This is a genomic window from Dialister sp. (assembly GCF_036343215.1).
Lineage (GTDB): Bacteria > Bacillota > Negativicutes > Veillonellales > Dialisteraceae > Dialister.
Genome location: NZ_JAZASU010000004.1, coordinates 1 through 16,595, shown reverse-complemented (window position 1 = coordinate 16,595; position 16,595 = coordinate 1). Strand labels below are relative to the sequence as shown.

12 protein-coding genes are annotated in these 16,595 nt (G+C 49.5%); 7 read left to right on the top strand and 5 right to left on the bottom strand.

Translation table 11 applies throughout. The features are described from left to right. The first annotated feature begins 204 nt into the window (after positions 1 to 204). The gene (locus tag VZT47_RS02480; RefSeq protein WP_330223402.1) at positions 205 to 1,623 is read left to right on the top strand and encodes a glutamate synthase-related protein; all 1,419 of its coding nucleotides are present in this window, start codon (positions 205 to 207) and stop codon (positions 1,621 to 1,623) included. A 362-nt stretch (positions 1,624 to 1,985) separates the two neighbouring features. Beyond that, the gene (locus VZT47_RS02475; protein WP_330223401.1) at positions 1,986 to 3,587 is read left to right on the top strand and encodes a subtype B tannase; all 1,602 of its coding nucleotides are present in this window, start codon (positions 1,986 to 1,988) and stop codon (positions 3,585 to 3,587) included. A gap of 171 nt (positions 3,588 to 3,758) precedes the next feature. Here VZT47_RS02475 and VZT47_RS02470 read toward each other — a convergent pair whose 3' ends face one another. The 4 genes from VZT47_RS02470 to VZT47_RS02455 all read right to left on the bottom strand — a co-directional run bounded on the left by VZT47_RS02470 (position 3,759) and on the right by VZT47_RS02455 (position 8,157). Next, a complete protein-coding gene (locus tag VZT47_RS02470; protein ID WP_330223400.1) occupies positions 3,759 to 3,986 on the bottom strand; it encodes a hypothetical protein in 228 nt (75 codons plus the stop codon). Between the two features lie 160 nt (positions 3,987 to 4,146). After that, positions 4,147 to 5,622, bottom strand: coding sequence for a DUF2828 family protein (locus tag VZT47_RS02465; RefSeq protein ID WP_330223399.1), 1,476 nt, complete (start codon positions 5,620 to 5,622; stop codon positions 4,147 to 4,149). A gap of 407 nt (positions 5,623 to 6,029) precedes the next feature. Further along, positions 6,030 to 6,941: a WYL domain-containing protein gene (locus VZT47_RS02460; RefSeq protein WP_330223398.1), complete on the bottom strand. Its 912-nt coding sequence runs from the start codon at positions 6,939 to 6,941 to the stop codon at positions 6,030 to 6,032. Then, the gene (locus VZT47_RS02455) at positions 6,928 to 8,157 is read right to left on the bottom strand and encodes a WYL domain-containing protein (protein ID WP_330223397.1); all 1,230 of its coding nucleotides are present in this window, start codon (positions 8,155 to 8,157) and stop codon (positions 6,928 to 6,930) included. Before VZT47_RS02455 ends, VZT47_RS02460 begins: the two co-directional genes overlap by 14 nt. A gap of 81 nt (positions 8,158 to 8,238) precedes the next feature. On the opposite strand from VZT47_RS02455, the gene VZT47_RS02450 reads away from it, so the two are divergent. From VZT47_RS02450 to VZT47_RS02430, 5 genes are all read left to right on the top strand, one after another. Beyond that, positions 8,239 to 9,165: a hypothetical protein gene (locus VZT47_RS02450; RefSeq protein WP_330223396.1), complete on the top strand. Its 927-nt coding sequence runs from the start codon at positions 8,239 to 8,241 to the stop codon at positions 9,163 to 9,165. 837 nt (positions 9,166 to 10,002) lie between these two features. Beyond that, positions 10,003 to 11,106 carry a metallophosphoesterase gene (locus VZT47_RS02445; RefSeq protein WP_330223395.1) on the top strand — a complete coding sequence of 368 codons (1,104 nt, stop codon included), beginning with the start codon at positions 10,003 to 10,005 and terminating at the stop codon, positions 11,104 to 11,106. Positions 11,107 to 11,427: 321 nt separating this feature from the next. Further along, the gene (locus tag VZT47_RS02440; RefSeq protein ID WP_330223394.1) at positions 11,428 to 12,726 is read left to right on the top strand and encodes an ATP-binding protein; all 1,299 of its coding nucleotides are present in this window, start codon (positions 11,428 to 11,430) and stop codon (positions 12,724 to 12,726) included. 431 nt (positions 12,727 to 13,157) lie between these two features. After that, on the top strand, positions 13,158 to 14,690 hold the full coding sequence (locus tag VZT47_RS02435) for a sodium/proline symporter (protein WP_330223393.1): 1,533 nt from the start codon (positions 13,158 to 13,160) through the stop codon (positions 14,688 to 14,690). A 2-nt stretch (positions 14,691 to 14,692) separates the two neighbouring features. Next, a complete protein-coding gene (locus VZT47_RS02430; RefSeq protein WP_330223392.1) occupies positions 14,693 to 14,905 on the top strand; it encodes a hypothetical protein in 213 nt (70 codons plus the stop codon). A 46-nt stretch (positions 14,906 to 14,951) separates the two neighbouring features. Here the strand turns inward: VZT47_RS02430 and VZT47_RS02425 are convergent, their stop codons facing one another. Further along, the gene (locus VZT47_RS02425; RefSeq protein ID WP_330223391.1) at positions 14,952 to 16,247 is read right to left on the bottom strand and encodes an IS110 family transposase; all 1,296 of its coding nucleotides are present in this window, start codon (positions 16,245 to 16,247) and stop codon (positions 14,952 to 14,954) included. Positions 16,248 to 16,595 lie beyond the last annotated feature (348 nt).

The following is a 16,595-nucleotide window of genomic DNA, read 5'->3' as shown; positions in this document are numbered from 1 at the left end:
CAATGAGAGCTCATTCGAAAGGATGGGCTCTTTTGCTTTGCCTGAAAAGGCCCCGGACGATGAACATTTCCATGTATTCGTTTTATTGATTAAAAAATTCTTTGCCGTTATAATTAAAGTAAGAGTTTGTCTTTCATCGATTGGAAATCCTGTTTCAGGCGCCTTGGGGAAGGGCTGAAACAATTTTTATAAAGGAGGTCCATTATGGCCAGGTACAAGTGCAGGATATGTGGTTATATTTATGATGAAGAAAAGGAAGGAAAGCCCATTTCCGAGCTGAAGTTCTGCCCGAAGTGCCGGGAAGACGTGAGCAATTTCGTGAAGATTGAGGAATCTGAGGATGCAGGACGGGCTCCGGCAGCTCCGGAGACTCCGGCAAAAGAAGAAATTTCTCTTGCCTATGATCCTGAAACGGCCAGGGAGGACCCGAAGGTCCGTGCCATGTGGGAAATCCATGAAATGGCGGTCACCGGAAAGACTCTTCATGCCTGCATGAGCACCCGTCTTCCCCTTCCGAAATGGGAAGATATTCTTCTCCTGGGGGGGCAGCTGAATCCGGCGCCTCTTTTTGATGATGAAGAAGTGAACCTGAAAACGGTGATCGGCAAACATGCGGCAAAGCCCATGATTCTTGACGGACCGGTTTATGTGTCCCACATGTCTTTCGGCGCCCTTTCGAAGGAAGCCAAAGAGGCTTTGTCAAAGGGGACGGCTTTGGCAAAGACGGCCATGTGCAGCGGCGAAGGGGGCATCCTTCCGGAAGAAAAGGCGGCAGCCTACAAGTATATCTTTGAAATCATCCCGAATATGTACTCCGTGACGGAAAAGAACCTGAAAGAAGCGGACGCCATCGAGATCAAGATCGGTCAGGGCACGAAGCCCGGCATGGGCGGCCATCTTCCGGGAGAAAAGGTCACTCCGGAAATCGCGGAAATTCGTGGCAAGAAGGTGGGCGAGGATATCCAGAGCCCCAGTAAGTTCAAGGAAATAAAAACGAAAGAAGACCTGAAAGCGTTCGTTGCCAGACTGCGGACAATTTCCGAGGGACGGCCGATCGGCATCAAGCTGGCGGCAGGGCACATTGAAAAGGATCTGAAATTTGCCCTCTTTGCAAAGCCTGATTTCATCACCATCGATGGACGGGGCGGCGCTACGGGCTCGAGCCCCTTCCTGCTCCGTGAAGCGACCACGGTTCCCACCATTTATGCCCTTGCCCGGGCAAGGAAATATCTGGATGAACAGCATTCCGACGTGAGCCTCGTCATTACCGGGGGACTTCGGACGAGCGCAGATTTTGCCAAAGCCATTGCCATGGGAGCTGATGCCATTGCAGTCGCTACGGGAGCTTTAATGGCCCTGGGCTGCCAGCAGTATCGGATTTGCGGGAGTGGTCATTGCCCCGTAGGCATTGCTACCCAGGATCCGGAACTCCGGAAGCGTCTCCATGTGGATATCGGGGCACAGAGAGTGGCCAACTATTTCAAGGTGGCTTTCTCCGAACTGGCCTCTTTTGCCAGAGTCACAGGCCATCATGATATCCATGACCTTTCCGTAAAAGACCTCATTACGACGAGTGAAGAAATCCACAAATACACCGGCATCCGTCATGCGGGAGAAGATTGAATCCTCCTTGATGGCAGAGAATTTTGTAGACTTAATGAAAAATTAATGATACAAAACGCAATTTTTTTCTACTATATCTATAGAGAGAAATAAATCGTTCCCCGCAGGGTCCCGCAGCGCGCAACCATGGAATGCGGGACGGGGAGCGATGAGTTTTTCCCGAATCGGTACCGAAATGAAGATCTTCAGCAATCAGATGGAAATTCTTTGAGACAGGAAACAGTCTGTTTTCTTCGTGTTACCTTTTTAACGACTTGGGAACGAAAAGCCCGGCTCGAAAGAGCCGGGCTTTTTGCTTGCAAAAACATATTTCTCATGATACTTTACAGATAGATGATTCTTGTTTTAGAAAGGGAGCATTTATGAGAATGGTAAGGAAATACGGGCTGGCTCTTCTTGCGGCATCGGCTCTCCTCCTGCCCTGGAATGTTTCGGCAAAAGGGGGAGAAGTGCCGCCCCTTTTTCAGGAAATCAAAGCCGCCTCGCCGCTGGACCTTTCTGCCGACAATTATGAAACCATGACCATGAAGGTGGAAGGCCGGGACGTGACGTTCCGTGCCTATAGGAACCTTCTCTATGTGGCCAAACCGGTAGACAAAGAGTACCAGACCATGAATATTTACGTCCCCGAAGGGTATTTCCAGGGGGAAACGATTCATGGCTATACGGCAGAAACGGCGCCCATTTTCCTTCCCAATACGGTGGGAGGCTACATGCCCGGGAAGGCGGGGACGCCTCTGGAAAATGACCGGATGACCGGCGGGCCCAATGCGATTCTCTCTGCCCTGGACCATGGCTATGTAGTGGCTGCTCCGGGTGCCCGGGGGCGGACGAATCAGGATGCAAAGGGGAAATATACGGGAAAGGCTCCTGCCTGTATCGTGGATATGAAGGCGGCGGTCCGCTATCTTCGCCACAATAAAGGCATCCTTCCCGGAGACACGGAAAAAATAATTTCCAACGGCACTTCGTCCGGCGGAGCTCTTTCTTCCCTGATCGGCGCCACGGGCAATGCGAAAGATTACGAACCTTACCTCAAAGCTTTAGGCGCCGCGGATGAAAGGGACGATATTTATGGCTCCTCCGTATACTGCCCCATCACGGACCTGGACCATGCGGATATGGCCTATGAGTGGATGTTCAGCCACGTCCATACCTATAATCAGAGAAACAGGAAAATGCCCGCCGCTCCCGCGGGAGACAAATCTCCCGGAGGGGCTCCAGCGGAAAACGGAGAAAAACCGTCCCAGACCCTTCCGGACAATGCGCCGCCGGCAGGAGAGGTGAAAACTCTCACGGACAAAGAAATCAGGGCAGCGGAAGAACTGAAAAAGATGTATATCCGTTACGTCAATGACCTGGCGCTGGAAGATGAAAAAGGGCGCTGGCTCTATCTCGATGAAGACGGCACGGGACCCTTTGCCGATTATATCGCAGGTCTCTACGAAGCTTCTGCCCAGAAAGCGGTGTATGCGGGTAAAAAGCTGAATGACCTCACCTGGCTCAAAGTGCGCTATGGGAACGTCTATGACGTGGATCTTGAGAAATATGCAGAAACCGTGGGCCGCCTCAAGGGGACCCCTGCCTTTGACGCCTTCGATCTGTCCTCGGCGGAAAATCAGGAATTCGGCACGGCAAAGAAAGACAAACTCCATTTCACCGGCTTTTCCTCCCATCACAATACCGCCAGGAAACCGGGCATGGCGGACAAAGATATCATCCGCATGATGAATCCTCTGAATTATATCGGGGAAAAAGGTGTGGATACTGCGAAATATTGGCGCATCCGCCACGGAGAGAAAGATACGGATACCACCATTGCCGTCCCTGCCGTGCTGGCATTGAAACTTCGGAATGCGGGGTATAAAGTGGATTTCTTCTCTCCCTGGGACGTGGGCCACGGGGGAGATTACGACCTGGAAGAGCTCTTCCGGTGGATTGATTCGGTATGCCTGAAAAGATGAAAGAACCGGAAAATCATAAATGACTTTAAGAGCAAATTGTTCAGTATCGGTGACCTGATCACTGTCGTAAAAAGACCGTACGGAATGAAAATCATTCTGTACGGTCTTTTTGGATCTGATAAAAGCGTTCATCCGCAGAATCAAAACGAACCAGATGCGTTTTTCAACAACTCATGATGGGATTGCCCCGGGGTATGGGCCCTGCTTCATGAGCGTTTCTTCGGAAGAAATAGGGCTGTGAGCACCTGAAGAATTGATCCAGATGAAGACTTTATCGGATAGAAGCTCTGCATGATTCGGCTCTTTTCCGGCTTCCGCCGAAGGAATCCGTTGATCTCCTGCGCAGGGCTGCCGCTGCATTTTATGGTGAATCGCAGCAGCGATGCTGATCAGTAACATGTTGGAAGTTTGCTGTTGGCATCTGCATCCATGGCATGACCAGGGACAATCCAGATGTCATATCCACTTTTAAAACTACGCGTCAGGCGGAGAACGGCTGACAGGAATGGACAGGGCCCGTCCTGACTGACAGGCATGCCCCCGGGGCATTTTATAAATTTCAGGCGGTAACCGGTTCATATCGTTTACCTCCTGCAATTTCAAGCATAAATGCATAAGGATCCGTTTTCCCTTCAAGGATCTGGCGGAAGAGGATGGGATGGCAGCCGGATACCAGAAGGGTGCCCGTTTCATGAAGGGTCACGGGAAACTGCCTCGTATCACCAGCCACATTCCAGAAAATGACCTGAGGAAGACGGCAGCCCGCCTCCCGGAAGATTTTCTTCGCGTATTCGAAGTTCGTCACATCCCCTTCTTCCATGCAGTCGTCGAATTCCATGTCTGAAATGATGTAGAGCTTTTCAGGGAGCTCTTTCTGCGGGATATGGTGTTTCACGGCAGCATTCAGAATGAGCTCGAAAACCGCTTTGAGATTTGTATTGGCGCATTCATTGAAGGTAGAAATATGGTGCAGCTTCTCTGCGAGGGTATTTCCTCTGATTTCCACCAGCTGCGGCGTTTCGGAGAAAGTGATGAACCGATTTCCGAAGGACCCTGTATTTCTTTCTGCAAAGTAAAGGGCCAGGGACTGGGCCACTGCGGCGGGCAGGGGATTCCCCCCGTTGTACATGGAGCCGGAACCGTCGATCACAGCGAGGGCATTCTGGCCGCCGGCATAGTCTTTCTGGTTATTCCAGAGGATTTCCAGGGTCCGGTTTTTTTCATACGGAGTGGGTCTCCTCCTGAAATAGTCATTGAGCAGGGGACGGATGATTTCGTAGGGAAGAAGGGTATCGGTGTGAATGAAGGCTTCCCGGTTTTCCACTTTATCCTGAAATCGGTCGTACCTCTTCCTGTCATTTTTCCTGAAGGCAGCCCTGTATTTCAATATGGCTTTCGCAGGAACTTCTTCGTAATCAAAGGTATAGTCTTTCCGGCAGAGGCGGGGTTCCAGTACGTCCAGCCGCTTCCGCAGGGCGGAAAGAGTCTTCCGGTAAGTCTTTTCATTCATACCGAAAGCTCTGGCAAGGTGCCGGGCTTTGCGGACTTTTTCCGGATCCGACGTATTGATGGAAGGAAGCCATTTGGCAAGGAGGGACAAATTTTCTTTCCCTCCTTCCAGTGCCTTTACATCACTGTCCAGCTGCTCTTTGAGAAAACAGGATGTTTCTTTGAAGAGTGGCGTATCCATGAGGACCAGCAAATCATCGTACCGCCCGTAAAAGGGAATGAGGGAGAGATTTTTACGGACCGTATCGGGCCTGTTATTACCCAGATATTCCAGGATGGTGCGGAAAAGACGGCGTTCACCCAGCCCGCCCCGGATGTCTCTTGCGTAAAAGAGGATTTTCATGGCCAGTGTGGGATTTTCCGCAAAGGCACGGATGAACCGGTCCCGGATTTCCGCGTCCGGCGCCTGCCGCATGGCTCCGGCAGAGGCAAAGAAGTCAAGGCAGCCGGAAAGGGTGGAGTGGCAGGTCTTTGCCCCGTTTTCGGTTCTTGTGACATTGGCTTCTTCCTTCATTTCGTTCCACATGGTTCCTCCTGCTTTTGACTCATCGGCGTTTCTGATGGTTTAAGGATAAAATAAAAGCACCTTTTTTTCACGGAAAAAAAGGTGCGAACTGAGGGGCTGCCAGCCGGGCCATCAGCCGAGCCATCAACTTTTAGTATCCTAAATATAGAGCAGTTCATTGGTATCATCCTCACTCTGCTTGTGGTTATTTGAATCGGGATGCGGGGTGCGGGGTGCGGGGCGCGGGAAGGTGTGCTGCTGGTGCAGCACGATTATATATGGGGAATGTACACAGGCGGGGGAAAACCATGGGCTCATGGTTTTTGTGCGCAGGGGAGGCCATTACCTATTAGCCATTAGCAGTTAGCCGATAGCCATCAGCCATTACCTATTGCTGCTTGTTCGGTCATTGGATGAGTCCGGCGGAGTCAATTGTTGAAGAACTGAATCTGCTTTTCAATCCTTTCCCTTATATTTTTCCGGATGGAATCCGGGGACAGGACTTCAATGAACCGGCCAAAGGAGAGGAGCTGGATGGTGAGATCAATTTCTTCATCCTGGTCATAAGTGAGGGTGACTTTCACGTGCTTTTTGTCCAGCTTTTCCGCTTCTTTTTTATAATGGGAGAACTGCATGAGCACCCGCTGAAGGGCGTTTCGTTCGTCGGTGATGATGAAGACAGCGTTTCTTTTCGGGGAAGGTTCATCGGGGATGGCACTGTCGGGGGCGGGATTCCCGATTTCCGTCCTGGTAATGCGGCCAAGGTTGATGGTGCGGATTTCTCCTTCTTTCAGGGCGAGGAGACGGAATTTATCGTCCGTATCGGAATATTCCAGTTTCAATGGAAGGCAGGTGCCGGAAACCGTATTTCCTTTTCCGCTGATGAATTCCAGGTGAAGAAGTTTTTTCTCTTTCAGGGCTTTCCAGATGGTGCGGAAGCGGGCCCGGTATCTTTCGTTCGTAAAAGGGTCTCCGTCCCGATAGCGGTCAAAGCAGACAATATCCTGCAGGTCAAAGAGGGGTTCTATTTCTTCAAGACCCTTCATTTCAGGTGCAAAGAGGGAGACCCGGGGATCGGAAAGCACCGCCTTCAGCCATCGTTTTTCGAGGGTGGAAAGGGGGAGGCGGGGTGCTCTTTCAAGGGGCGTATGAAGGTCATCGGCGAGGAGCGGCCATTCTTTATTTCTCAGGGCGGGGACGATGGTCATGGCGCTTTCGGGGAAGGCATTTTCCCTCGAGATGGCGTACAGGTCTTTTTCCGTCAGCTTTCCTTCTACCGAAAGGGCCAGGATCCGGGAGACCGCCTTGTAGTAGAGGCTGTATATTTCACTGAATATCATGGTTCACCTCGTAAAGGGAGGACATTTCTTTCAAATCCTGATGAATCCAGCGGAGAAGGCGTGGGTTGTCCGCGGAAAGTCTTGTGATGCGGCCGAAAAAGGTGCGGATCCAGGGCACCATTTCCAGGGAATCCATGACGTCTGCCTCAAAACGAAAGGTTTTTTCATCGATCCGGGTGACTTTCCCACAGCGCTTTTCCCGCTCCAGCCTCCTGACAATGAAATTTTCATCCGGCTCCACATGGATATCCATGGAAATATGTTCCAGCCGTCTCCGGATGACCACGCCCCACATGGGGGAAACGGTTTCCTTCCAGCGGGCAGCCAGCTCATCATAATCGGCTGCTTGATCTCCCGCAGAAATGGAACGGATATAATCGATGCGGATGGAAACCAGATTTCCCGGGGAAGTCCCGGCCAGCAGGTAATTCCGGCCGCTCCGGAGGCTCACGTACACTTTCCAGGGAATCGTGGAGAGAAGCTTTTCCGAACCGTCCCGATGGTTCACTTTCCGTATTTTGAGCCACCTTTTCTCGCGGATGGCCCCCAGAATGACGGCTGCCGTCTCGCTGTCCAGCATGTTCATGAAGGAATGATTCCGGAAAAGGAGGGGACTTTCCTCTTCGCCAAGGCGGTCTTCCATACAGCTTCCGATGACGCCCAGGAGGTTTTCCTCCGAAGCAAAGCGGAGAAGGTCCCGGCAGTCTTCAAGCCGGATTTCATCTTTGGAAATATGGTAAGTCACCTTCCGTCCTTCTTTTTCCATGACCAGAAGGCCCAGGGACGCATATTCCTTCAGCTTTTTCCGGAGCGTGGACTCATCGAAGAAAAGACCCTCATAATGGGCCAGGTACCGGTCGTAGAGAACATTTTCTATTTCCTGAAAACTATAAGACTTCCCATCGGAGAGGAAATCAAGAATCATGAAATGGAGGGTAATATCCCGGCTGGTGAAGCTCTTTGCCTTGAAGGCACGGTACAGGGGATTGTGGGTGACCCGGCTGCCTTCGGGGGAAATAAAGAGGGTTTTCCCGGTCGGGGTCTGGCGGAAAGAAACCCAGCCATCCAGGTAATTTTCGATGCGCCGCCGCTCATTGTCATAACTCCGCCCGCTTTTGGCGGAAAATTCATCCCTGGTATGGAAACCATAAACGAAAAAATCCCGCAGGTATTCGCGGATATGGTCAAAGTTTTTGATGAGTTCGCTGTATGCCATGGATGCCTCCTTATTTCTTTATTATACTATATACTTTCGGGACGGATTTTATGGTAAAATTTCTTTATACGGGAGGTAACTATGAATACTCTGAAGAAAACAATGTGCCTGGCAGCTCTGCTGCTTGGCCTTACAGGAAATACTTTGGCTGCAGAACCCTCTGCGAGCCCTGAAGAAAAACCGGCTGCGGAAGTGCAGACGGAGAAAAAATCTCCGTCGGAGACCCTTTCCGCCCCGGCCCTCGAGCTGGCATCGGCTATCGGAAATATGACTGCTGATGAAAGCGGCATGTATACCATCGACGGGCAGGGGAAATTTCCCCTGGTAGGGAAAGTCCTTGCCCACAACGTCATCTATGCGAAGAAAAATCCGACTCAGGCAAAGAGCGTGATGACCGTCACGGTAGACGGGAACCGGTCCGCCGAAAGCTATGCCTATGCGGAAGAGAGCAAAGATGGCAAAGACCTCATCATTTACATTGAAAACAATAAAAACGGCAAAGAACAGTGGCTGAAGCAGACAGTCCCCATGTCCGTCTACGAACGCGCCGGAGATGCCGGTTCCGCAGCCGTGGACAACTTCATGAAATCCGTGAAGTCCGTCAAAAAAGATTACAAGAACCAGTATGCCGTGGAATTTGACGTGTCCGGCGTCTATAAACCGGGGGACGAGAAGAAATGGGACAAATTGTCCGCCGACCAGAAGAAGACCGTGGCCGCCGTCCTTTCGGCTATTGCAAAGCAGGGATCGATTACGGCCAATGTGTCCATCGATAAAAAAGCAAACCGCATCACGAAGATGGCCCTGCCCCTGACCGATACGGTGCGCAATGTGGGAAATGCGTTCCTCGATACCCTCCAGGGAGATGAAGGGACGAAACTCCTCATGAAAGGCCTTCTGAGCCAGAGCGAAATGGACATGGAAATCACCTTCGATGCCCTTCCAAAAGATACGGACTTCACCATTCCCGAAGAAGTGAGGAAAGAGGCAAAGGAAGAGAAGAAATAGTGGTTAGACGTTAGCAGTTAGCCGTTAGCAGTTAGCCGTTAGCAGTTAGCCGTTAGCAGTTAGCCGTTAGCAGTTAGCCGTTAGCCATTAGCAGTTAGCCATTAGCAGTTAGCCGTTAGCAGCTGGCCGTTAGCAGTTGGCATTTAGTTTCTCATGGTGCGAATCGTGATTCGTGGTTCGTGAAGGCGGCAGCGCTTCAGATAGGGCGCTGCCTTTTTTATGGGAAATATAATACAGCCGGTTCACCGCCTGCCCCAGGGAACTGTACAATAATTGCACAAACTTGAATTGCTGAAATTTATAAAGTGATCAGTTCTCAGTTCATAGTTCTCAGTGAAGGAGGCCCGCATCTTTGGATGGCGGGCCATTTTTATACACAGTTCTTCTGGAAAATGTTTAAATTCTTATATAAAAAGGCCCACCACAACTGCGAACTGATTACTGATCACTGATAACTATTTTCCTAAAGTTTTTAAATAATGATTTTTGTTTATGTACACGCCCTTTTCTCTTTTTACCTATAGTATAATAGAAATAAAGAAATTGACCGTCATTCTATTTTTTATTGATAAAAACGTTTGATCCGCCAATTGAGAGCCGAAGGCCAAGTCTAAATTTGCGCCCGAAGGGCGCCACCTTCCCGACTACCCCGATACGCCCGAGCCTCCCGACAGCCCCGGTTCAAAAGCCGGTCATCCTGATGTGCGCATAAAAAGAGGCGCCTGTATTATTTCAAGGCGCCCACCTTCCCGCACCCCGCACCCCGCATCCCGCACCCCGCACCCCGATTCGGACTGGTGACTCCATCCATTATTTCCCTAAAAGGAGACAAACTGCATGGCTCCCCGCGATATATTCTATTCCATCCTCGGCCTTATGGGCGCCGTCATTTCCGGCGGCCTCTGGGCCCTCTTTTCCCATGGGTTCCGTTCCATCAACCATGTTGGGGGACTCATTGTATTTCTTCTGCTGCCCTTTCTTTTCGTCATTCCCCATACCCTGGCTCACAGGCTGCCGCTAACCTTTGTGAAATTTCTGGGCCGCCTGGGCGGGTATATTTTCTTTTATGTTTACTACGGTCTGCTCCTCCTCATTCCATGGATTCTCCTCCGTATTTCCTTTTTCTTCAAAGCCCTCCTGCCCTATAAGGAAAGCGCTCTTTCCATGTATGCCGGAGGAGCGGCCTTCCTTTTATTCCTCATCCTGGTAAGGGGCATCTGGGATGGTCATCATCCCATCGTCCGGCGGGTGAAGGTGAAAACGGAAAAAGATGTGGACGATTTCACCATCGCCTTTGTGAGCGATATCCATCTGGGACCGCATCTTGGGAAAAGCTTCGCACGGCAGATGGTGCGCCGCATCAATCATCTGAAGCCGGACCTTGTCCTCATCGGAGGGGATATCATTGACGGAGACCTGAACACGGTGCTCCGCGAAAAAAGTCTGGAAGGCTTGGCCCATTTCAAAGCGCCTCTGGGGACCTATGCGGTCTTTGGCAACCATGACCATTATGGACAGAATCTCAGGCTGGAAGGAACCATCCTGAAAGAACAAGGCATTCAGATACTTCACGGCGAATCGGAAGAACTTCGAAATGGCGCCGTCCTCACGGGAGTCATGGACTACAGCTACCATCCCGATGATTCCTTTGAAAGCTTCCCGGGAAAATTCCATATCGTCCTGGAGCATGAACCGGTGCATATGAAAGACGCCTCCCGGAAAGGGGCAGACCTGTTCCTGGCCGGTCACACCCACGGAGGCCAGTTCTGGCCGAATTCCTATTTCGTGGGGAAACATTTCCCTTTCTATTTCGGGACAAAGAAATACGGAAACCTCACCGCCATCGTGACCAGCGGCTACGGAGCCTGGGGCGCCTGCTTCCGGAATGGCCATAAACCGGAAATCGTGCTGATTGAAGTGAAAAAAGTGGAAAACAGGTAAACAAGTTTGGAATTTTCATCATAAAGAGGAGATGCTCAACTATTACACATATGTTGAAATAACGGGAATGGAAAAGTAATCAGTTCATATTGATCAGAGAAAGTTAGCCCGCATAAAATTAGAGAGCGGGCTTTTTGAATGCATTGAATTTACAAGAACAAAGTGCGAGTGAAAAATGTAATAATTACGCTAAAAGTTGTAAACAAAAATGTATTGAATTACCAAAAAGTCATCGACAAAAATGTATAATATAGAAGAAAAGTCCTAAGCAAAAGTGTATAATGAAAATAAATCAATCGGCAGGAAGAAAGGAGGAATCTTATGAAACGGTATGCTATGGAGAAGCTTCTGGAATGGAAGGACCGGCCGAACCGGAAACCGCTTCTTTTAAAGGGAGCCCGCCAGGTGGGGAAGACCTGGCTTATGAAGGAATTCGGACGGCTTTATTTCAAGAAGACTGCCTATATTTCCTTCTTTAACAACAGGACCATGAAAGCCATTTTCGATCAGGATTTTTCAATGGACCGGCTGCTCATGAGTCTCAATATTGCCAGCGGTGTGGAAATCACGCCGGGAGACACGCTCCTTATTTTTGATGAAATCCAGGAAGCGCCCCGAGCTCTGGAGACTTTGAAATTTTTCTGTGAGAATGGGCCGGAGTATCCCATCATTGCGGCCGGTTCCCTTCTCGGTGTGGCCATTCATGAGGGTATTTCCTATCCTGTAGGCAAAGTGGATGAGCTGGATCTCCATCCGTTGAATTTCAGGGAATTTCTTGACGCCATGGGAGAATCGTCACTGGTCAGGGCATTGGCGTCAGAGGACAAGAATCTATGGAATGACTGGAAAGATCGGTTCCTTTTCTGGCTCCGAAACTATTACTATGTGGGCGGTATGCCGGAAATCGTGGATTTTTTCCGTGAGCATAAAGATTATAAAGAAGTCCGGCGCCTGCAGCAGCAGATCCTTTCCCAGTATGATGGAGATTTCGGCAAACATGTGAAGGGGACGGACCTTGCCAGGCTGCGCATGGTGTGGAATGGCATTCCCCTGCAGCTGGCAAAGGAAAATAAGAAATTCTTCTTTGGGCAGATCAAAAAGGGGAGCCGCCTGAAAGACTTTGAAATTGCCATCGAATGGCTCCTGGACTGCGGGCTCATTCATAAAGTATTTCGTGTGACCAAATCTGCCATGCCGCTCAAGGCGTATGTGGACCTTACCGCATTCAAGCTCTACATGGTGGATATCGGTCTTCTGGGGGCTTTGAGTGAACTGGATGCTTTGTCCATACTGGAAGGAAATCAGATTTTTACGGAGTTCAAGGGGGCTCTCACGGAACAGTTTGTCCTCCAGCAGCTTGTCTCGGATACGGGGCTCACGCCTTATTATCTGTCCGATGAAAGCCGGATGGAGCTTGACTTCCTGGTGCAGAAGGGAAGAAATATAGTGCCCATCGAGGTGAAGGCGGAAGACAATCTCCAGGCCAAAAGCCTCAAGGTATACTGCGGGAAATATCATCCGTTCCTTGCCATTCGCACCTCCACGGCAGGCTGGAGGGAGCAGGACTGGATGGTGAATGTGCCCCTCTATGGATTGACGTCGTATCTGAAGGAAATTTAATCAAAAGAGAGGGTGTACAAAAATAGAAACCATCATTTTATAAATTTTGGGGAATATAGTTATTAGTTATCAGTTCGCAGTTGTAGTGGCCGCCTTCAGATAGTGGGAGACGGCCGTTTTATATGAAATTTATACTTTTTCAATGAGATCCGTTTATAAATCGGTCCGCTGTCTAATTTGATGCGGGACTCTTTCACCGATCACTATGAACTATGAACTGATCACTTTATAAATTTCGTCAATTCAACATATGGCGTAATTATTGTACGGCTCCTTTTTATATCAGAAAATAAGAATCGGAAGCAGGAAATATGCGTGAAACCAATAAATTCGTATATTTCTATCATTTTTCTGAATTTTTAACCCGATAAGTCATGAAATTATGGTATAATTGTCCTCATATAGAGGATATCTCAAAGGGGGAGCGTAATATGAAGACATCCATTATTTTTATCCTTGGCACCATCTTCGTGTACCTGGTGGGGATGCTTGTGATCGGGTTCCTGTGCGCGAAGAAGACGTCATCCACGTCCGACTTTTTCCTGGGCGGCCGGTCCCTTGGACCATTCGTGACGGCCATGTCGGCAGAAGCGTCGGATATGTCCAGTTACCTCATGATGGGCCTTCCGGGACTTGCTTACCTTTCCGGGGCAGCTGATGTGGGCTGGACGATTATCGGACTTTCTGCAGGCACCTATCTTTCCTGGCTCTTGGTAGCAAGGCGCATCCGCCGGTATTCCCAGGTTGTGAATGCCATCACGGTGCCCCAGTTCTTTGCGAACCGTTTCCATGATGAAAAATGTATCCTGACGGCGATTTCCGCTGTCATCATCATTATCTTCTTCATTCCTTATACGGCATCCGGCTTTGCGGGCTGCGGCAAACTTTTTGCATCCCTCTTTGGAATGGATTATATGACGGCCATGCTGATTTCCGCAGTCGTTATCGTAGGATATACGGCAACCGGAGGATTCCTGGCAGCTTCCATGACGGACCTCATCCAGAGTATCCTCATGACTACAGCTCTTTTCTTTGTCCTGGTCGTAGCAGTAATCAGTGCCGGGGGCATCGATGCAGTCATTGAAAATGCATCTCAGCTTCCGGGTTATCTTTCCATGAATGAAACCTATATCGAAGCCACCGGTGAAAGCAAACCTTACACTCCTCTTATGATCATTACGACTCTTTCCTGGGGCCTCGGTTACTTCGGCATGCCTCATTTCCTTCTCCGTTACATGGCCATCAAAGATGAAGCAAAACTGAAACTTTCCCGCCGGGTCGCTTCTACCTGGGCATTCCTGTCCATGCTGATGGTCGTATGCATCGGTATTGCAGGAAGAAAAATGTCTGTGGATGGACTCATTCCCATGCTGCACGGATCAGGAACGGAAACGGTAGTTGTTGAAATTTCCAATCTTATCGCCACTTTCGGCATCATTCCGGCCATTCTGGCAGGCATCATTCTTTCCGGCATTCTGGCCAGCGTCATGTCCACCGCCGATTCCCAGCTTCTGGCTGCGGCATCTTCCGTATCCCAGAACCTTCTTCAGGAATTCATGCACAAGGAACTTTCCCCGGGAAAGAGCATGCTGGCAGCCCGGGTGACCGTTCTTTGCATTGCCCTTCTCGGTATCCTTCTTGCCAGAGACCCGAACAGCTCTGTCTTTGGCATCGTATCCTTTGCCTGGGCCGGCTTTGGCGCCTGCTTCGGACCGGTTATGATCTGTGCTCTTTTCTGGAAACGGGCTACTCTTTCCGGTGCCATCTGCGGTATGATAACGAGCGGTATCATGGTCTTTGTATGGAAATACCTGGTGAAACCGATGGGCGGAGTTTTCGGGATTTATGAACTGCTCCCGGCTTTCCTGACCGGCCTTTTCTTCATCGTCGTTGTCAGCCTGCTGACAAAAGCTCCTGATGAATCCATAGAAAAAGAATTCAAAGAAGCGGGCGCAGGATTCTGATTTTGGGAAATATAAAAGCTGTCTCTCCTATGAGGGACAGCTTTTTTGATGAAAAAGTGGTAAGTGAAGATGGTGCGCGGCAGAAGATGGGCGCGCCTTTTCAGGTGATGTTAGCGGAGGTTTATTGCAAACAGCAATCTGGTCATATGTCAAGAGGGAAAATAAAAAAATTCCGAAGCTTTTTGTTATTGCATTCGGAATTTGGCGTATTCTAAAACTATCTCTGCGGGGGTCCCATCAAAGATTAGAGAATGATTAAATTCACTTTAGCCTTCTTGCCTTCTCCGGGGAGTACAGTTCATTATTAGCCAGCAATCTAAAAATCAACCGGACAAGTTTACGTGCTGTGAGTGCGAGGGCTCTCTTGTGTTGATGCGTCTTTGTTTGAGAAAATTTTCTATGGTATGTTTCATAGAATTCCGGACAATAATTCTTAATCTGGTTGGCAGCTTCAATCAGGTAGTATCGCAGGTAAGAATTACCCTGCTTTGCCATATGGGTATCTTCCCCTTTAAACTCAGAAGAATCATTACGTTTCCAGACTATGCCGGTATATAATGCCAGTGAGTCCTGCCTGGGGAACAGGTCAATCTTCCCTATTTCAGCAAGAATCCCTGCTGCATAGACAGGACCGATTCCGGGGATTGACTGCAATACCTCATAGGCAAGTGGATCAAAGCCACGAATCTCCTTAATTATGGCCCTATCTATCGCCTTTATTTCATCCTGTATGGCCTTGCACAGGTTGATTGAGGATGCAATAGCAATAGTCAATGCTTCGTAGGCGCAGCGGTCCAGTTTAAATGAGTTTCTGGCCGCTTTTTGCAGCAGTTCTGCCGTCTTCACGGGATCCGCAAAGCCATTCCTGCTCTTTTTGTTGAGGATGTCTACCAGTTCCTCTAACGGGGTCCTGGCTATATCCTCGGGTGAAAGGAAATCGGTCAGGGTTGACAGTCCTGTCGCTGTGAAATTGCTGTAGAATGGACGCTCATCTCCCTTCAGCATCGTTAATTCGCTGAACTTGAGATAAATATTCGACAGCATGTAGGTTTTTTCCCTGCTTAGGGTATTCACGAGATGGAGTCTCTGCCGGGTTAACCGCTGCAGACCAAGAAATTGGGCTCCGCGCCAGGGCCTGCATTGTATCTTCCCTGCACGGGCAAAATCCGCTATGGCATAAGCATCGATTTTATCGGTCTTACCTATGGTTTGACACGATCCTTTGTAGCTGCTGGTCGCCCTTGGATTCAGGATATATACCTTCGAGTCGTATACATTCAGCTCGGGAGCACAGGCCAGATTGCTTGAAAAAAGCAGGCTGTACATACCTGTGGATTCAAGTGCGATAACCAGTTTACTGAGATCTTTTCGCCTTTTCAGACAGCTGACCAGTTTCTTGATCAGCAGATCCAAGCCGGGCTGATTGTTGGTTATAGTGAATGTAGAAAACGGCCTCAAGTCATTAAATGTCATGAGAGCTACAACATTATTTCTTGAACCAACATCAATCCCGACAAACAGCGTCGATAAAGTGTCTTCCGCCTTTGTCATGATCATTCCACCACCTTTCTGGCGATAACTTTGGATTGTGACAAGGCGTATCCTGATCCTAACCGCTAACCGAATCCTCGCAAATAAGCAGTGCCCCGTAGAAGATTATGTTGCTGGAACCTCTTCTCGCCCAGGGTGCAACATCTGTGTACGCAGTATGTGACGGTTAAGGCAGGCGGCATGCTGTCGTAGTAGTCACCATAAAGGTGCCACAAGGGGGGAAAGCCGTTGCCCGGTCACAATCCATCTACCTAGATTGTAGCATCAGGATACCTTGCACAATAGAGCTTCTAATAAAGCTCAAATAGGTGTAGAAGCCATATTTCTTAGCTTCTACACCTATGATACGAGGGG